This window comes from Parasphingorhabdus sp. (genome assembly GCF_039977335.1).
Classification (GTDB): Bacteria; Pseudomonadota; Alphaproteobacteria; order Sphingomonadales; family Sphingomonadaceae; genus Parasphingorhabdus.
On record NZ_JBDWDI010000004.1, the window covers coordinates 1,173,195 to 1,191,581 of the forward strand.

Sequence of the window (18,387 nt, forward strand, 5' to 3'; positions counted from 1 at the left end):
TGAGATGTTACACTTCCCAAATTTACAATATTGATCAATCGGGTTATGGCCGTTGCGGTTTAAGTAAATAGACGAGGGAAATCCAAGTGAAGAAGATAGTTTTATCGGTTGCCGCCGTAACATTAATGGCGGGCTGCTCCAGCAACAAAGCCGATGCCGATGGCGATGGCAATATCAGTGCTGATGAAGTCGCTAAGGTGATGAACGAAGTCACCCTTGAGCCAGGCGAATGGGAAAATACGGTTGAAATCGTTGATGTAGAAATCGAAGGCCTGCCTGAAGGCGCCCCTGCCGGAATGATTGATGGCATGAAGGGAAAGAAAACCGTCACGAAGACCTGCATCACGGAAGAGCAGGCTAAAAATCCAGGTGCAGAATTTTTTGCAGCACAGGAACAAACCGACTGTAAAATCAAGAAATTTGATATGAGCGGCGGTGCGATCAATTCCGAAATGTCCTGCTCCAATGTTGGCGCTCCTGGCGACATGAACATGGCAATGAACGGCCAATATGGTCCGAGCAGCTATGAAATGACAATGACTATGGACGGCGGCGCAGGTGGTATGAAGATGAACATCACCGCCAAAAATAACGGCAAACGTATTGGCAAATGCCCAGCGGGTTAGTCAGTTGTTTCCCAATTTAGTCAAAAACGGAGCAAGAGCCTTGCGCTTTTGCTCCGTTTTTATTTGTTTTACGCTTTTCTTTACCGCTGAACTGTCTGCGCAGAGCGAAACACCACCGGCGGCAGTGATGGTTGAGTTTGATAGCGAAGCTATTGCGACCACGGCCATTCAGGGATTGTCCAATCGCAATATCGGTCGCGCCCTGATGCCTGATGATCCCGTTCGGATCGCCTCGATTTCAAAGCTATTTGTAAGTCTTGCGGTCATGCGCCTCTCCGAACAGGGGCTCCTGCAACTTGATGCGGATGTCTCGGACTATCTTGGCTGGTCATTACGGAACCCCGGCTATCCAGACATACCGATCACACTGAGGCTTTTACTCTCCCACCAATCCGGCCTGCGCGATGGCATCAACTATGCGCTGCCGATGGATGCGAGACTGGAAACCGAACTGAAAAACCCCAAGGCGTGGGATACCAATCATCGACCCGGTCAGTATTTCGCTTATGCCAATCTTAATTTTCCGGTCGTTGCTGCGGTAATGGAAGCGGCGACGGGCAAACGCTTTGACCAGATCATGAAGACGCAAGTTTTTGATCCACTAAAACTCGACGCCTGTTTCAACTGGACCCTATGTAGCGATCAGAAAATCACCGCCGCTGTGACCCTTTACCGCGCCAATAGCGAAGTCGCTCGCGACGATCTACGCGGAGTGAGAGAGGAGTGCTCGGTGGTTCCGGCAAGCGATGGTGATTGCGACCTCACAGCCTATCAACTTGGCAAGACCGGCTCGATATTCAGCCCCCAGGGCGGTTTGCGCATATCCGCCAATGATCTCGCCAAGGTGGGTCAGATGTTTGTACAAAATGACGGAGGTTTTTTGAACAAAGCCAGTATCGCCACGATGACAAAACCCGCCTGGCAATATGATGGTATTAATGGCGACAGCGAAGACGGCTATTTCTGTGCATATGGCTTGGCGGTCCACATACTAGCAACACCGGGACGCCCCGCATCCTGCAAAGATGATCCGTTCGGCGATGGCCAAATGCGCTTTGGGCATAGCGGAGAGGCCTATGCATTAGAGTCCGGACTCTGGATCAATCCAGCGCGTAGGCGCGGCACCGCTTTCTACCGTACACAGGTTCCCGAAAATGATCCCTCAGGTCATTGCATCTATTTCTGTGAGTGATAGGTTTCACTCCGAAACCGAATCAACAAACCCTCAATCGGTTCTCAATCAGGAGAAATACAGATGATCGCCTACACCATGCTCGGCACCAACGATAAAGACAAAGCCGTTGAATTTTACGACAAGCTTTTCGAAGGCACCGATATCAAAAAACTGTTCCAAACGCCGCTTGGTGGTCAGTTTTACGGCAAAAAACCCGGCCAGCCGATGATCTGCATTACCAATCCTTATGATGGCAACGAAGCCTGTTTCGGCAATGGCACGATGGTCGCCCTGTCCTTTGATGACACCGACCAGATTGATGCCTTGCATGCCAAGGCACTTTCGCTGGGTGCAGCCGATGAAGGAGAACCGGGCTGGCGCGCGCCGGACGTTTTTTACGGGGCCTATTTCCGTGATCTCGACGGCAACAAGCTGTGCGTCTGCAAAATGAATATGGGAGGTTAAGCACATGATCGGATATGTTACACTGGGCGTGAATAATATTGAGAAAGCGCAGAATTACTATGACGCGCTGCTCGGCGAAATCGGTGCGAAACGATTGATGGAACTCGAAGAGGGTGGTTTCACGCTCTATGGAGCGGAAATGGGCGCGCCCTCGCTTGCCATCACCCAGCCTTATAATGGCGAATCGGCTGTCGCAGGCAACGGCAATATGATCGCTATTCCTTTCGAGGAACGATCCCAGATCGACAGCTTTTATAATAAAGCCATCGAATTGGGCGGCAGTGATGAAGGCGGACCAGGCGTACGCGGCGATGAAGGGCCGCAGGCCTTTTACGCGGCCTATTTTCGTGATCCGGAAGGCAACAAGCTTTGCGCTTTCCGTGTGGGGCCTGCATAAGGCGGAAAAATTAGGAGAAAATCGTGAAACAATATATTCTGGCTTTGGCCGCTGGCGGCGCATTGGTTTCCATGCAACCCGCTCTGGCACAATCTGAATCGGCAACCGATCTTGGTAAAGCGGTAGCTGCAGATTATGACAATAAGCTCGAAGCCTTGTTTCTCGATTTTCACCGCAACCCCGAACTATCCTATAAAGAAGTACGCACCGCCGGCATCATTGCCAAGGAATGGCGTGCGGTGGGATGGGATGTCACCGAAAAAGTAGGCGGCACAGGCGTTGTCGCGGTCATGAAAAATGGCGAAGGTCCGACCTTGATGCTCCGTGCCGATATGGACGGCCTGCCTTTGGTCGAAGATAGCGGGCTGGACTATATGTCCACGGTCAAACAGGTCAGCATCGATGGTGAGGAAAAGCCAGTCATGCATGCTTGCGGCCATGATGTGCATATCACCTCGCTCATCGGTACGGCGCGCCGTTTGTCGGCAATGAAGGACCAGTGGAGCGGCACGATTGTTCTAATCGCACAACCGGCTGAAGAGCGTATTGGCGGCGCGAAGCTGATGATGGATGACGGTCTCTACAGCCGCTTCCCCAAACCCGATTTTGCGATGGCTTTCCATGTCTCCGCCGACACGCCGACCGGTAAAATGGCGCTAAAAGAGGGCATCACCTATTCCTCATCCGACAGTGTCGACATTACGGTGCACGGCGTCGGCGCCCATGGTGCATCGCCGCATCGGGGCAAGGATCCGATTGTCATGGGCGCGCAGATTATCATGAATTTACAGACCATTGTCAGCCGCGAAATCGCGCCTCTTAAACCCGCAGTCGTGACGGTTGGTGCGTTTAACAGCGGTTTCAAACATAATATTATTTCCGACAAAGCGACGATGCAGCTTACCGTCCGTTCCGATGATCAGGAGACCCGCGATAAGCTGCTCGAAGGCATTCAGCGCATTGCCGAAAATGTGGGGCGGATGAACGGTTTGCCCGAGGATAAATTGCCCGAGGTCAAGGTCTCGCATGAGCGAACACCAGCGACCTATAATGACGCGACGCTATCACGGCGGATCAGAGGCCTGTTCACCGAGCGTTTCGGGGCCGATGTTTTTGACGATAAACCTCGCGCAGGCATGGGCGCAGAGGATTTCGCCTATTTTGTCGCACCCAATACCGATGTGCCAGGTGTCTATTTCAACGTCGGTGGCACCCCGCAAGCAGACTTTGATCGCGAAGATGCTGGCGGTGCGCCAGTGCCATCACATCACTCGCCTTTCTTCAAGGTCGCGCCGAGAGAGTCCGTGACGTTGGGAACCGAAGCGATGACTGTAGCGGCGCTGGACTTGCTGGCTCCTAAAACCGAATAAACGGCCATGGCTGACGATCTTTCCGACAGCCGGATCGCGACCTTGAAAGGCCTTTTGCTCGAACGAAAGGCTGAACTCAAAGCACTGGATGAGGAAGCATCCGGTTGGAGCGATACGGTGGAGCTCGACCAGCAAAGCGTTGGCCGCCTGTCGCGCATGGATGCGATGCAGCAACAGGAAATGGCACAGGCCGAGGCGCGTCGGCGCAACAGTGATCTGGCCCGCATCGACTTCGCTCTCAAACGCATGGACGAAGACGAATATGGCTGGTGCGCCGAATGCGGGGAACCCATTGCCTATAAGCGTCTGGAAATTGATCCAGCGGCGGCATTGTGTGTGAGCTGCGCACGCTAAAAAACTTGCCGCACGAGCCACGGGAACGCTTCATCTTGCGCTCATGCTGAGCTCGTCGAAGCATCCTGAAGGAAGTCGCGACCGTGGCACCAAACACCCTTCGACAAGCTCAGGGTGAGCGCAGCAGGTGGTTTTCGCACATATCGTCTCAAAATAGGGTCACACAGGGTCACACCCCCCAAAGCAGGACTTTCTTTTCCCGCAAAAAGATCGAAATTTTGGGGTTTATCGATATTCAAAACTAAGAAAGAGTCGGCACAGCCATAGCTTTTCGAAAGCATGTAGGAAAGCCGATTACCGTACTTTTCTCTCTCGCAAAGGCCAAGAAACGGCAAAAAATAGGCAGTGGCCTTGACATGTAACTATATGGTTGCATAATAGCGAGCATGACTGATGTATTCCATGCCCTTGCCGATGAGTCGCGCCGCCTGCTTCTCGACCGCCTGTTTGAAAAAGGCGGACAGAGCCTGAATGATCTATGCGAGGGCTTCCCCATGTCCCGTCAGGGGGTCGCGAAGCATCTCGGTATATTGGAAAAAGCCAATCTGGTCTCTGTCCATTGGCAGGGCCGGACCAAGCTTCATTATCTCAATCCCGTGCCGCTCGGCGATATTGTCCACCGCTGGGTCGGCAAGTTTGAAGATGCCCGCATAGCCGCGCTGACCGATTTCAAAGAACAAGTTGAAGATGACCAAAAGCCAAAACAGGAGAAACGCCGTGCCTGATACAGTCCCCGTAGAAACCATCGCTACCCGTGCCTCGACCGGAGAACCATGCGCGCCGGATTTCGTCTACACCATCTATATTGCCGCCAGCGCGGAAAAAGTCTGGAACGGCTTGATCGACCGTGAGATGACAAAAGCCTATTGGGGCCATTATAATGAATCCGACTGGAAACAAGGATCACGCTGGGAACATGTCGGCAGCGACAGCGGCAAGGTCGACGTAAGGGGTCAGATTATCGAAATCGATCCGCCGAATAAAATGGTCTGGAGTTGGGCCTTTGCAGATGAGGCAGACGAACCGACCAAGCTGTCACGTGTGACTTATGAATTGGTCGCGCTGGGCCCTGATACGAAACTGACTGTGACCCACAGCGAATTGGAACCCGGTTCTTCGATGGACAAAGGTGTTCGTGAGGGCTGGTCTGCCGTTCTCAGCAATCTCAAGAGCATGGTCGAAACCGGAAGGGCCATGTCGGAAGAGGATTGGAAATGATTTCCAGCAGTTAACCGCCAAATAGACTCAAATTTACGCTGAACGGAATCATTTGCGCTTTCCCCTTTGAAATCAGGTGACTAATATCCTGAAGATGGATGTCACCAGCAACCTTCCGTCTGATATTACCCCGCATGAAGGCCAGTTTCGCGACCGCCATCATTATTTCGCGTGCCGCGTCTATTATGAAGACACGGATTTTTCCGGGATTGTCTATCACGCCAATTATCTGAGATATATGGAGCGGGCGCGCTCCGACATGCTGCATCAGCTCGGCATGGATCAGCGCGCCGCGTTTGAGGCGGACGACGGCGCTTATGCCGTGGTCGATATGCACATTAAATATATTGCACCGGCTAAATTTCAGGATAATTTGCTCGTCATTAGTCATGTCAGCAAATTGCGCAAAGCCAGCGTGAACATCGAACAAATCATCATGCGTGGAGACGAGAAAATAACGTCAGCCAGCGTTCAGGCAGCCTTCCTTACGCCCGCCGGGCGACCAAGGCGGCAACCGGAAGAGTGGACGAAAGCCTTTGCGGCTGTCACCGCGGATGATAACGAACAAAAATAAAAGGATACACCCTTGCTAGACAGTCTTTCCATCCACGCAGTATCTGGCGAATTTTCGCCTTTTGCCTTGTTTTTACAAGCAGATATCATCGTGAAAGCCGTCATGATCGGCCTGCTGCTTGCTAGCGTCTGGACCTGGACGATCATCGTCAGCTTCGCGATGAAAATCGGCCGCATTGGAAAAAAATCAGAGAGATTTGAACAGTCTTTCTCGAAAGCCGATGATGTTGATAAATTTTACGACAATCATGGCAAATCCGGCTTGCCTATGGCCAAGGTGCTGGCCTCTGGTATGCGCGAATGGCGGCGTTCCACCGCACGCGGCCCGATTGACCGGGATGGCACCCGCCAACGCCTTGCGACCGCGATGAATGCGACGATTGCGCATGAGGTGGACAAACTCGCTGACCGGCTGAATTTCCTTGCCACCGTCGGCAGCGTCGCGCCCTTTGTTGGCCTTTTCGGCACCGTCTGGGGCATTATGCGCAGTTTTTCCGCCATTGCTGCCGAACAGAATAGTTCGCTAGCCGTGGTTGCGCCCGGCATCGCCGAGGCGCTGTTTGCCACTGCCATCGGCCTTTTTGCTGCTATTCCGGCGGTGATTGCCTATAACCGTTTCTCACACCGGCTGAACAAGCTGGAATCCCGCATGGGCCGCTTTGCCGACGGGTTTCACGCGACCTTGAGCCGCGAGCTGGAATTGGGGGAGTAAGCGATGGCCATGAACCTCGCCCCCGGCAATGGCCGCCGCAATCGCGGTCGCGCACCGATGTCGGAGATTAACGTCACGCCTTTTGTCGATGTGATGCTGGTGCTGTTGATTATTTTCATGATTACCGCGCCTTTGCTGGTCACTGGCGTGCCGGTCGACCTGCCGGAAAGCCGCGCCAATGCGCTGGATCAGGATCAGGATCAGGAACCGGTCCAGATATCGGTGGATCAGGAAGGCCGGATTTACCTCGATGACGAAGAAATGAGCCGAAATGCTCTTGCAGCGCGGTTAAACGAAATCGCCGCAAATCAGAGCCCTGAGGACCCTCGGCAGATCATGCTGCGGGGTGATAAAACACTGGACTATGGGCTAATCATGCGGGTCATGGGAGAGCTCAACCGAGCGGGTCTCAATCGGGTGTCATTAGTCACAACAGGTTCATCTGAGTGAAATTAGAAATTAAAGGCTGTTATGGAAAGAGCTGAAAAAATTGGCTTAGGCGTCGCGGCTGGTGGGCATATCGTCCTGTTCGGTGTGCTTTCGCTCAGCCTGCTGTCTCAGCCTGACGATGCCTATAAGCCAAAATCCATTGAGGTTATGATTGCTGACGAGGTTGGTCTTGAAAGCGCTTCGCCCAATCCCGCTTTGGTCCCGCCCGCCACTAGCGTTGCCCCAGAACTCGGAGATCCCGATCCAGCAGATCTCAGCAGGCCCGACCCTGTAGAACTTGCACCGGCGCCAGATATAAAGCCCGCTCCGCCACGGGAGAGACAGGCTGCCAAGCCCAAGCCAAAACCCAAGGATAAACCCAAACCGAAGCCTAAAGGATCGCGTCTCGGCAAGGATTTCCTGAAAGGCGTGACGGATCAATCGTCGGTCAGCCGCAATCAGAATGTTACCGGTGAGAAAGCATCTGCCCGGGCTGTGGCATCCTTGCAGCAGGAATTATACCGACAGGTTAAACGCAAGTGGAAGCCGCCAAGCGGTGCAGACGCTGAACTGCTACGTACCAAGGTAACCGCGCGGCTTGACCGCAACGGCAATATTGTCGGCACGCCTACCGCGACGACCACTGGGATCACCGCCAGCAATCGTTCCCAGGCGGGTATTCACAAGGAACGCGCTATTGCAGCGGTCAAACTGGCCGCACCATATAAGACATTTCCCGAGAAATATTATACTGAGTGGCAGGTCATAGAACCCGTGCTCTATCTCGGCATATAGGAGAATATCATGGCTATAACAGCCTCTAAGCATATCAGATCGTGGTTTATTGCCTTCACTTTATTGGCAGGCCTGACAATGCCTGCGCAGGCCCAACTAACTGTCGATGTGGATAATGCCGGTGCCGATGAACTCACCATTGCCGTGCCCGGCCTGCCGACGCCGCAAAGCGCAGATACTCCGGCCGGCACCACCGCCGAATTGGGTAACAAAATCAGCGATGTGATCGTCAGCAATTTACGCTCCAGTGGCCTATTCAAACCGATTGGCCGCAATCAGGTGCGTGGAATCAGTTTCGCCGAAGTGACCGCACCGCAATTTCCTTATTGGGATGGAACAAATGCTTCTGCGTTGATACAGGGGTTTGTCCGATCCAATGGCGATGGCAAGCTCACCGTGGGTTGTTATCTCTATGACGTGGCGCTCCAAACAGAACTCACCCGGACAGGCTTTGTTGTCGCTCCTGCTGATTGGCGGCGCGCAGCCCATAAATGCGCTGATAGCATCTATTCGCGCCTGACCGGAGAATCGCCATTTTTTGACAGCCGGATCGCCTATATTGCCGAGACGGGTCCCAAGGATAACCGCCGCAAAAGGCTGGCGATCATGGATAGTGACGGGGCCAACCACCGGTTCATCACCAATGGACAGGCAACCGCCCTCACCCCGCGTTTTTCGCCCGATTATTCCAAGATCGTCTATCTCAGCTTCCTCGACGGCAATCCACGTATCTATGTCTATGAAATTGGCTCCGGCCAGCAGAAGCTGATTACCCAAAGCACGAATCCGACTTTTGCTCCGCGCTGGTCGCCCGATGGCAAGTGGATTCTCTATTCCATGGCCATTGCCGGCAACACCGATATCTACAAAGTATCAGCACAGGGTGGTACACCCAAGCGGCTCACTTTCTCGCCCGGTATCGATATTGGCGGCAGCTTCTCGCCCGACGGCAGCCGGATCGTGTTTGAAAGCGACCGTTCAGGCAGCCAGCAGCTTTATGTCATGGGTGCCAATGGCGGCAATGAAAGACGGATCAGTTTTGGCGGCGGACGCTTCGCAACGCCGGAATGGAGCCCGCGCGGAGACTTGATCGCATTCACCAAAATTGCCGGAAACTTCCGCGTTGGCGTGATGACACCCAGTGGTGGCGGGCAGCGCTTGCTGACCAATAGCTGGCAAGACGAGGCCCCGACATGGGCACCCAATGGCCGGATCATCCAGTTTTTCCGGACCTCTCGCGGCAGCGGCAAGACCGGTATCTGGCAGGTTGATTTGACCGGTCGGAACGAGCGTCAGTTGCCCACACCCGTAAATGGATCTGATCCTGCATGGGGTCCATTGCTGCCATAGAAATCGAATAAAAAGTACAAATTATGTAAGACAAGTAACTGAAAAAAGGTTATAACTACCCGCAAGGGCAAATTAGACTAGGAGCAGAAATATGTTGAAATATGCGACCCCCCTCCTGATTACCTCCAGCTTGGTTCTTGCAGGCTGCGCCAAAAAGGCACCGGAAGAATTGCCGCCAGCACCCGCTGGGACCAGTGAACCGGTTGCTCCACCAACGCCTACCGGCCCTGGCTATGCACCGGGCTCGCAAGGTGATTTCCTGGCAAATACCATGTCGGACCGTATCCTGTTTGATACCGATCGTTATAATGTGGATGCGCAGGATCAGGCGGTCCTTCAAAGCCAGGCCCAGTGGCTGGCACAAAATCCCAATGCGCGGATCACAGTGGAAGGCCATGCCGACGAACGTGGCACGCGGGATTATAACCTTGCCCTTGGTGAACGCCGGGCCAATGCAGCGAAAAACTACCTCGCTTCGCTAGGTGTCAGTCCAACCCGGATGACCACCGTGAGCTATGGTAAGGAACGTCCTGATGCTTTGGGGTCCAATGAAGCGGCCTGGGCACAAAACCGCCGTGCTGTGAGCATCGTCGTTCAATAGGCGCGTAACACACCAATAAAAAAGGCCGCTAACCCGATGGGATAGCGGCCTTTTTTGTGTCTTGCATAAAGACTTATTTCTTGGTGCCGCTCATCGCCATTTCACCAAAAGCGCCAGCATTGACAGAACCGGTTAGAACGCCATCCGCAACGGTTGCGGTGCCTTCCAATTTCATTGGCATTGGCACGGTCATGTTCATGACCCATGTCAGCGTATCGCCATCAATCTTGCCGTCTTCCAATTCCATAGAACCCATGGCGCCTTCATTGGTGCCCGTGAACGTGTCGCCATTGGTGACGATTGTCACGACAGAGGCTTGGTCGCCCATGGGGGATTTGGTTACGCAATCATATGAACCATCAATAGACATAATATTCTCCTTTTAAATCTTAGCCCTGAACCGGTGGTCAGTCTTGGCCGACTGCCGAATCATTTGAACTGCCTGCTTTACTAACATCGGTGTTACCAGCTTCATAGCCGCGATATTCGATCGGCATATCAAGCGCTTCCAGCTGCGTCTTGATCTTGTCCGCATCACCGACAATCACCCAGGTAAATTTGTCAGGGTCAATCGCACCCGCCATAGCCTTGTTGAGATCATCAGCAGTCAAAGCCTTGTAGCGATCAGCCACGGTTTCAGCATAGTTGGAAGGGCGCTTGAACATCACGTCCCCCTGCATTTGACCCAATACCCGGCGGGATTGTTCAAACTGTCCGGGCAGTTGGCGGACATTACCATTGACCGTGCGCTCGAGTTCAGCCTGCGTCACGCCGTTATCGCCGAGAAAGTCCTTAACCTGGCTCATAATCGCCGCAACAGCAGGACCCGTTTGATTGGTCTGAACAGGCGCGCGCATGATATAAGGGACATCATGTTCGCCGCGCAAAATCGAATTGCGCGTGCCATAGCTCCAGCCTTTGGTTTCACGCAGATCCATATTGATCCGCGACAGGAAACTACCGCCCAAAACCTCGTTCGCGGCATTTAGCGTCAACAGATCATCGGTCCCTTTAAAGGGCAGAACTTGCCCCGCGAGGATCATCGACTGCGGGCTATTCGCGCGATGGATAACGACGATTTTGCCTTGTGCTTCCGGAATGGCAGCACTGAAATTCTTGCTTGCTGCCGGTTGGCCTTCTGGCTTCCACTGCCCAAAGCGCATTTCGAGTTTTTCGAGCAAGGCCTGCTGGTTAATCTGGCCAACCGCGAAGATGGTCGCATTTTCAGGACGCATCCAGCTTTGATGGAAATTCACCAGATCATTCTGCGTGATTGCTGCCACCGACTCTTTCGTGCCATTGCCAGACAGGCCGCGGCCATAAGGATGGGAATCACCAAAAATCAGCGGCGGCAAGGCATTGGTTGCGACGCTGCGCGGATTGCTCTCTTCCCGGTCGATAGCAGTAATCTGCTGGACCCGCATGCGCTCGATATCGTCCGTATTGAAGGCCGGATTTTTGACAATATCCGCCATCAGGTCGAGCGACGCATCAAGATTGGGATTAACCGCGCTCAAACTAACATCCGTCCGGTCGCGTCCGCCGCCAACACTGACATTGGCGCCCAAACGCTCTTGCTGCTCGGCAATTTGTACCGAGGTCAGGCTGGTCGTGCCTTCTTCCATCACCGCGGTGGTGAAATTTTGCAGACCGATCTTGTCGGCAGGATCAGCAGAAGCCCCGGCATCGAATGACAGAGTCACGCGGGTCATCGGAACCGCATTACGCTGCGCAAAATAGACTTTGATACCGTTCGACAATGTTGCGGTTTCGACATCCGGAAAATCAACATTGGGAATGTCGCCCACCGGCGGCAGAGAAGAGCGATCGACCGTTGCGGGAGCGGCTTGCTCGCTATCACCCTGCATATAGAAAGCCGGGCTGGTCAGCGATCCGGTGCGGGCACCCTGACCGGATTTAACTTCCTGATAAGCTTCTCGCTCACCGGGTACCACGCGAATGCCGACAACTGGCCGTGTCAGCCATTTTTTCATCGCTGCGGTCACGGATGCCGGCGTTGTGGAGGCCAATCGCTCCAGTTCTCTTTTATAATATTTCGGATCATCCGAATAAAGTTCACCCTGCGCCAGCGCAGTTGCCTTGCCGTTAAATCCGCCAACCTGCTCAAGACCCGAAATCCGGGATGCTGCATCGCGTGTCGCTACCCGCTGCACTTCGTCTTCGGTTGGGCCGTTTTGAATGAAATCGGCAATAATATCATCTAGTCGTTTAGCGACCACATCCGCATCTTCGCCAGGTTTCACATCCGCCTGAATTTGGACGAGGCTGCCATGAACAAAAGGAAGGACAAAGGCAGAAACCGCCACCGCATTTTTCTCTTCGCGAACCATGATATTATCGAGACGCGAGCTGGCCAATCCGCCAAGCACCGTCATGCCGACATCCAGCGGCGTATAATCGGGGTCATTCAGCCCCGGCACCACCCAGTTGCGATATATCCGCGTGGTCGCAACCTTGTCTTTCATCACATCATAAACCGGTGCATCCAAAGTGGGTAGTTCCGGGCTCAGCACCGGAATTGGCTTACCCTTGGGAATGGCACCAAACCATTTTTCAACCAACGGTTTGGCTCCAGCGGCATCAATATCACCAGCCAGTACCAGTATCGCGTTGTTCGGCCCATAATGGTCGGTAAACCATTGCTTCATGTCATCCAGCGAAGCGGCTTCAAGATCTTCCAGCGAACCGATGGTGCTATGGCCATAAGGATGTGCGTCCGGGAAAAGCAATTCCGTCTGGCGATAGCTGACCAGTCCATAGGGCCGGTTATCCCCCTGACGCTTTTCATTGGAAACAACGCCAATCTGGTTGTCGAGTTTTTCCTGCGTCACCGCGCCAAGCAAATGGCCCATGCGGTCGCTTTCGAGGAATAAAGCGACTTCGAGGGCTGATTTTGGCACTGTCTGAAAATAGTTGGTGCGATCGAGCCAGGTCGTGCCGTTAAGATCCGTCGCGCCAATTTGCCGCAGCGGCTCAAAAAAATCACCAGGCGCATTTTCCGAACCATTGAACATGATATGCTCGAAAAGATGGGCATAGCCGGTCTTGCCTTTCGGCTCATGCGCAGAGCCGACCCCGTACCAGATCGAAACCGCCACAATCGGCGCCTTGCGATCAGTATGGACCAACACCTTCAAACCATTGTCGAGGGTAAACTCCTCATAAGGAATGTTGACGGCATCGACCAATTCACTGACCGGTGCAGGTTTTGGGGTTTTGTGATCATCGGCAAAGGCCGGAGCGGCAAAGCTCAAGGCCGTTGAAGTAAGCGCAACGGCAACCGTGCGGGAAAAGCGTGACATGCGGGAATCCTCTCGAAGATTTTATTTCACTGGAAACTACTATGGGCATGCGGACTTGTCGCGCAAGTCCCGTTTGATCTTCGACCAACGGTCAACCTGCATCGACGAACAACAACGCAAACTATTTGGGCCTATTTCTTTTTCCAGCCCCAGAACAAGTGGCAAGGTAATATGTTCCAAATCGAATAGCCATTGTCGATCCGCTCAAAATGCGGCGCCATGAAATCGCGCGCCCGTTTGACGAACTGATAGACAAGAAATGCACCGCCTGGGCGAATGGCTTCATAAGTTTCCTTGGCAATTTTAGGACCAAGTTGATCTGGCAAAGTGGAAAATGGCAGGCCAGACAGGATATAATCCGCCTTTTCATGTCCCAGATCACGAATGATTTGTTGCACATCAGCCGCCGACCCGTGAATGGGATAGAAGCGGCTGTCGCGGATAGACTTGCTGAGATAATCAATAAAATCAGGATTGAGATCAATGACGATCAATGTCGCATCGGGCTTCATCCGTTCCAGCACCGGCCGACAGAATGTACCGACCCCGGGACCATATTCGACAAACACATTGCATTCATTCCAGTTCACCGGTTCCAGCATCTTTTTGATAGTTACTGCCGATGACGGAATAATCGATCCAACCATCACCGGATGCTTCAAAAAGCCTTTGAAAAACACACCCCATGCGCCAAATGTCCGAGCCGCGCGTAGCTTGATTCGGCCCCATAATGGCGCTTTTGCAATGCTATTGGTCAATCATATTCTCCTGTATCATCCCGCTGTCTTATTAAGCCATAACAGTGTTACATTCAAACATCTTCGCGCTTGTCCGGGGCCAAGAGAGGTTTAAAAGAGCAATATGAAACTGCATCCCCCTGGCTGTATAGCCGTTATCTTTTGCGCCCAGCGCACCAAGGTCGATGACGAGGCCTATGAATCGGCCGCGGGGGTCATGAGCAACCTCGCCGCCCAGCAATCCGGCTATCTGGGACAGGACAGCACCCGCTCGGAAGACGGGCTTGGTATTACGGTCAGTTATTGGAAAGATGATGAAGCCGCCAAGGCGTGGCGTGATCATCCGGTCCACTCTGCCATTCGGGAACAGGGCCGAGGCAAATGGTATGAAAGCTATACGCTGCACGTCGCGCGGATAGAACGCAGCTATGACTGGAATAAATCTGGGAACGACAAAAATAGCATGCCATAGGGAAGTCCATGGCTGATTCTCCCGCCCCGCAAGTCGCTGCGAAAAAGCACAAACCGATAGACAGCACCCGTATGACGGTTCTGTTCGCGGTGATGCTTGTCACCGCTTCGGGCAATACGGCGATGCAATCGATATTGCCGACCATCGGGACACAGCTGCAAATTCCTGATTTCTGGGTCAGCGCAGCCTTTAGCTGGTCTGCCTTGCTGTGGGTTTATACAGCGCCGAAATGGGCGCGTATGTCAGATCATCGCGGGCGCAAAGCGTTGATGCGACTGGGCATGATAGGTTTTACCGCGTCCATGGCCTTGGCCGGACTAGCGCTCTTTCTGGGACTGCTGGGCTGGTATAGCGCAATCTGGACCTTCATATTATTTGCGATATTCAGGAGCCTTTATGGTGGATTAGGGTCTGCAGCACCGCCAGCGGTACAGGCCTATGTCGCCGCCCGCACAGCGCGCGCAGATCGCACCAAGGCGCTATCGCTCATCTCCTCCTCCTTTGGTCTCGGCACGATTGTCGGTCCAGCCATCGCGCCCTTGCTGATCTTGCCTGTGTTAGGCTTGTCGAGCCCGATGTTTGCCTTCGCCCTTATCGGTATAGTGGTGATGGTCGCACTGGCATTGAAGCTACCCAATGATGATCCGGGCTTTGAAGCCCGCGGCGTCGTGACTTCGGAACCCTATAGTGCTGCACCCTCAGCAGGCAGCCTGAAAGATGATGGCCACGAAGACCAACCAGCGGGCAAGCCATCGCCAGACAGCATCCCACCCCGACTGCGCTGGGGCGATAAGCGGATCAAACCGTGGCTGATCACCGGGATCATGGGCGGCAACGCTCATGCGGTCATATTGGGCGTGATCGGTTTTCTGGTACTCGACCGGCTCGGTCTGCGCGGCGATCCGAAAACCGCCATTGAGATGACCGGAATTGTTCTGATGTCAGGCGCCGCCGCAACCTTGCTGGCGCAATGGGGCTTGATCCCGCTGCTGCAAATGGGCCCGCGTTCCTCGGTATTATGGGGCATGTTGCTCGCCGCAGTGGGCTGCTTGATTATCGGTGTGTCTCAAGATCTGTATGGCATCATTATCGGCTTTGCTGTCAGCTCTCTTGGCTTTGGCCTTTTCCGCCCCGGCTTTACAGCAGGGGCGTCGCTAGCTGTGGATCGATCCGAACAAAATGGCGTTGCAGGTATTGTCGCTTCGGTGAACGGCATGGCGTTCATCGCCTCACCGGCGCTAGGCGTATTGCTTTATACCTATGTCAGTTCGCTGCCATTTTGGATTGCGGTGACGATGTGCCTATTCATTTTTGGCTGGGGCCTCAAAACATTGAAGCTTGATGAAGCACCCAGCCTAAATCACTAAAACTCGTGCTTGCTGTCCCGCACCGGCGTCAGCATTCCAGGCGCAACAAACCCAATCGGTTCGGCGCGCATCGCATTTTGTTTCAGCTGCGCTTCCATTTTGGAATATTCTTCCTCCATTTCCGGCGTGACCGAGGCACGGCTGTCTTTCAGTGCCTTTTCAAAATGCTTCATCGATACCGTCTCAACCAGCCCGCCATGTTCGCGCAAGGCGTAGAGCCCGGCACGGCGCACCAGATCTTCCAGATCGGCACCGGAATAACGCTCCGCCCGTTCAGCAATCTCATCGAGATCAACATCTTTGGCCATCGGCATTTTGGCCGTGTGGATAGCCAGGATGCGGCGGCGACCATCTTTCTCTGGAACAGGTACATAGACCAGCTCATCAAAGCGGCCAGGGCGCAGCAGTGCCGGATCGACCAGACCGGGACGGTTGGTTGCTCCGATCAATATGACCGACTGCATTTCTTCTAACCCGTCCATTTCGGCGAGAATTGTATTTACCACCCGCTCAGTCACCTGTGGCTCGCCCATTCCGCGCCCACGCGCAGGTACCAAACTGTCAATTTCGTCGATGAACAAGACAGTTGGAGCAACCTGACGTGCACGCGCAAAGAGCCGGGCAATCTGCTGCTCACTCTCGCCATACCATTTGGACAGGAGATCGCTGGACTTGGTTGCAATAAAATTGGCCTCCGCTTCCCGCGCCACAGCTTTGGCGAGCAAAGTCTTGCCCGTACCCGGTGGTCCATAGAGCAGAAAGCCTTTCGCCGGACGAATACCAAGGCGCGTAAACGCCTCGGGGTTTTTCATGGGCAACTCGATACCTTCTTTCAAACGCATCTGTGCGTCATCCAGACCGCCAATATCTTCCCAGCGGACATCGGGTGCCTGCACCATCACTTCACGCATGGCGGATGGCTGCACACGTTTCAGCGCCTCGACGAAATCATCGCGGCGTACCACGAGCTCCTCAAGCACTTCGGGCGGCACGGTTTCGGATTCCAGATCAAGCTTCGGCATAATCCGGCGAACCGCCTCAATCGCCGCCTCGCGTGTCAAAGCCGCTAGATCAGCGCCGACAAACCCGTAAGTTGTTCGGGCCAATTCCGTCAGGTCCACCGCCGGTTCCAAAGGCATGCCGCGGGTGTGGATGCCCAATATTTCCTTGCGGCCGCGCAAGTCTGGAACACCAACAATAATCTCGCGGTCAAACCGGCCAGGACGGCGCAACGCCTCATCAATGGCCTCGGGACGGTTCGTAGCAGCAATCACAACCAGATTGAGACGGGACTCCAACCCATCCATCAATGTCAGCAGCTGCGCGACCAGACGTTTCTCTGTCTCCCCCTGCACTTCCCCGCGCTTGGGGGCGATGGAATCGATTTCATCAATGAACAGGATCGATGGCGCAGCCTTCGTGGCCGCTTCAAAAACCTCGCGAAGTTTCTTCTCCGATTCTCCATAGGCGGATCCCATAATCTCAGGACCATTGATCAGAAAAAATTCGGCGTCACTTTCATTCGCAACAGCGCGCGCGAGACGAGTTTTGCCGGTACCCGGAGGACCATGAAGCAACACGCCGCGTGGGGGATCAACGCCAAGACGAGTGAATAGTTGCGGATAGCGCAGCGGTAGCTCGACCATCTCGCGCAACTGATCGATTGTTTCATGGAGCCCGCCAATATCATCATAGGTCACATCAGCTCGGCGATGTTCGGTGGACTCTTCATATTCTGGGCGCAGTTCGACTTCGGTATTCTCGTCGATATGCACAAAACCCTTGGGCACTGTGGAAACTACCATCAAGCGGATTTGCGTGAGCGAAAACGCCGGTGCGGCTAGCATTTGTTGCAATTGTGGCGGCATGTCACTGCGATCAACCTGCTGTTGACCATGGGTCGCGACAAAATCACCGGCATTGAGCGGTCGTTCCATGAAACTGCGCTTCAGCCCAGCACCACTGCCATGCAGACGCAGGTCTTTCTGGGCCGGGGCAAAAACAACTTTCTTGGCCGGCTTCGATTCAACCTTGCGAATCTCGACAAAATCACCCGACCCGACACCGGCATTGGCGCGCTGCAACCCGTCCAGCCGGACAAAATCCAACCCTTCATCTTCCGGATAGGGCAAGACCGCACGAGCGGGCGTTGCCTGCTTGCCGCCTATCTCGACAACATCGCCTTCCATCAAACCCAGTTTGCTGAGATTATCACGCGACAATCGCGCCAGCCCGCGACCACTATCTTCTGGCCGCGCGTTGGCAACTTGCAACTTGATCATCGGGGAATCGGATTTTTCTTCTTCAGAGCTTGGGTCGGATTGGGGATCAGATTTTGGATCAGACATGGGGGATGAACTCCTACCGCTTTTATTGTTTCCAACAAGATAGGGAGGCCGTCGCCATTATGCGACTCTGAATTTT

At 53.9% G+C, this 18,387-nt stretch carries 20 protein-coding genes; 16 read left to right on the forward strand and 4 right to left on the reverse strand.

Annotated features, from left to right (window positions below; all coding sequences use genetic code 11):
* Window positions 1–86: 86 nt before the first annotated feature.
* The 14 genes from ABJM21_RS12915 to pal all read left to right on the forward strand — a co-directional run bounded on the left by ABJM21_RS12915 (window position 87) and on the right by pal (window position 10,064).
* Window positions 87–626 (forward strand): DUF3617 domain-containing protein, encoded by a 540-nt coding sequence (locus ABJM21_RS12915; RefSeq protein ID WP_348300398.1) that lies wholly within the window; start codon window positions 87–89, stop codon window positions 624–626.
* 40 nt (window positions 627–666) lie between these two features.
* Window positions 667–1,818 carry a serine hydrolase domain-containing protein gene (locus ABJM21_RS12920; protein ID WP_348300895.1) on the forward strand — a complete coding sequence of 384 codons (1,152 nt, stop codon included), beginning with the start codon at window positions 667–669 and terminating at the stop codon, window positions 1,816–1,818.
* A 63-nt stretch (window positions 1,819–1,881) separates the two neighbouring features.
* Window positions 1,882–2,265 (forward strand): VOC family protein, encoded by a 384-nt coding sequence (locus ABJM21_RS12925; RefSeq protein WP_348300399.1) that lies wholly within the window; start codon window positions 1,882–1,884, stop codon window positions 2,263–2,265.
* Window positions 2,266–2,269: 4 nt separating this feature from the next.
* A complete protein-coding gene (locus ABJM21_RS12930; protein ID WP_348300401.1) occupies window positions 2,270–2,662 on the forward strand; it encodes a VOC family protein in 393 nt (130 codons plus the stop codon).
* A gap of 23 nt (window positions 2,663–2,685) precedes the next feature.
* The gene (locus ABJM21_RS12935; protein WP_348300403.1) at window positions 2,686–4,032 is read left to right on the forward strand and encodes an amidohydrolase; all 1,347 of its coding nucleotides are present in this window, start codon (window positions 2,686–2,688) and stop codon (window positions 4,030–4,032) included.
* A gap of 6 nt (window positions 4,033–4,038) precedes the next feature.
* Window positions 4,039–4,386 (forward strand): TraR/DksA family transcriptional regulator, encoded by a 348-nt coding sequence (locus tag ABJM21_RS12940; RefSeq protein ID WP_348300404.1) that lies wholly within the window; start codon window positions 4,039–4,041, stop codon window positions 4,384–4,386.
* 386 nt (window positions 4,387–4,772) lie between these two features.
* Window positions 4,773–5,111 (forward strand): metalloregulator ArsR/SmtB family transcription factor, encoded by a 339-nt coding sequence (locus ABJM21_RS12945; protein ID WP_348300405.1) that lies wholly within the window; start codon window positions 4,773–4,775, stop codon window positions 5,109–5,111.
* Window positions 5,104–5,604, forward strand: a complete 501-nt coding sequence (locus ABJM21_RS12950; RefSeq protein ID WP_348300406.1) for an SRPBCC family protein — start codon at window positions 5,104–5,106, stop codon at window positions 5,602–5,604. The genes ABJM21_RS12945 and ABJM21_RS12950 overlap by 8 nt, the downstream gene beginning before the upstream one ends.
* Before the next feature lie 94 nt (window positions 5,605–5,698).
* Complete coding sequence (locus tag ABJM21_RS12955) at window positions 5,699–6,178, forward strand: YbgC/FadM family acyl-CoA thioesterase (protein ID WP_348300896.1); 480 nt, start codon at window positions 5,699–5,701, stop codon at window positions 6,176–6,178.
* 12 nt (window positions 6,179–6,190) lie between these two features.
* The gene (tolQ, locus tag ABJM21_RS12960; RefSeq protein WP_348300408.1) at window positions 6,191–6,889 is read left to right on the forward strand and encodes a protein TolQ; all 699 of its coding nucleotides are present in this window, start codon (window positions 6,191–6,193) and stop codon (window positions 6,887–6,889) included.
* 3 nt (window positions 6,890–6,892) lie between these two features.
* Entirely contained in the window at window positions 6,893–7,339 is a 447-nt protein-coding gene (tolR, locus tag ABJM21_RS12965) for a protein TolR (protein WP_348300409.1), read from the forward strand.
* A 21-nt stretch (window positions 7,340–7,360) separates the two neighbouring features.
* On the forward strand, window positions 7,361–8,113 hold the full coding sequence (locus ABJM21_RS12970) for a cell envelope biogenesis protein TolA (RefSeq protein WP_348300410.1): 753 nt from the start codon (window positions 7,361–7,363) through the stop codon (window positions 8,111–8,113).
* Window positions 8,114–8,191: 78 nt separating this feature from the next.
* Window positions 8,192–9,463, forward strand: coding sequence for a Tol-Pal system beta propeller repeat protein TolB (gene tolB / locus ABJM21_RS12975; protein ID WP_348300897.1), 1,272 nt, complete (start codon window positions 8,192–8,194; stop codon window positions 9,461–9,463).
* A 94-nt stretch (window positions 9,464–9,557) separates the two neighbouring features.
* Window positions 9,558–10,064: a peptidoglycan-associated lipoprotein Pal gene (gene pal / locus ABJM21_RS12980; RefSeq protein ID WP_348300898.1), complete on the forward strand. Its 507-nt coding sequence runs from the start codon at window positions 9,558–9,560 to the stop codon at window positions 10,062–10,064.
* 73 nt (window positions 10,065–10,137) lie between these two features.
* Here the strand turns inward: pal and ABJM21_RS12985 are convergent, their stop codons facing one another.
* From ABJM21_RS12985 to ABJM21_RS12995, 3 genes are all read right to left on the reverse strand, one after another.
* Complete coding sequence (locus tag ABJM21_RS12985) at window positions 10,138–10,434, reverse strand: hypothetical protein (protein WP_348300411.1); 297 nt, start codon at window positions 10,432–10,434, stop codon at window positions 10,138–10,140.
* Between the two features lie 37 nt (window positions 10,435–10,471).
* The gene (locus tag ABJM21_RS12990; RefSeq protein ID WP_348300412.1) at window positions 10,472–13,387 is read right to left on the reverse strand and encodes a pitrilysin family protein; all 2,916 of its coding nucleotides are present in this window, start codon (window positions 13,385–13,387) and stop codon (window positions 10,472–10,474) included.
* Between the two features lie 131 nt (window positions 13,388–13,518).
* Complete coding sequence (locus ABJM21_RS12995) at window positions 13,519–14,145, reverse strand: methyltransferase domain-containing protein (protein ID WP_348300414.1); 627 nt, start codon at window positions 14,143–14,145, stop codon at window positions 13,519–13,521.
* 103 nt (window positions 14,146–14,248) lie between these two features.
* On the opposite strand from ABJM21_RS12995, the gene ABJM21_RS13000 reads away from it, so the two are divergent.
* Together ABJM21_RS13000 and ABJM21_RS13005 are read left to right on the forward strand one after the other, a co-directional pair.
* Window positions 14,249–14,596, forward strand: a complete 348-nt coding sequence (locus ABJM21_RS13000) for an antibiotic biosynthesis monooxygenase (RefSeq protein WP_348300416.1) — start codon at window positions 14,249–14,251, stop codon at window positions 14,594–14,596.
* Window positions 14,597–14,604: 8 nt separating this feature from the next.
* On the forward strand, window positions 14,605–15,963 hold the full coding sequence (locus ABJM21_RS13005) for an MFS transporter (RefSeq protein ID WP_348300417.1): 1,359 nt from the start codon (window positions 14,605–14,607) through the stop codon (window positions 15,961–15,963).
* Here the strand turns inward: ABJM21_RS13005 and ABJM21_RS13010 are convergent.
* On the reverse strand, window positions 15,960–18,245 hold the full coding sequence (locus ABJM21_RS13010) for a CDC48 family AAA ATPase (protein WP_348300899.1): 2,286 nt from the start codon (window positions 18,243–18,245) through the stop codon (window positions 15,960–15,962). The genes ABJM21_RS13005 and ABJM21_RS13010 overlap by 4 nt on opposite strands.
* Window positions 18,246–18,387: the final 142 nt, after the last annotated feature.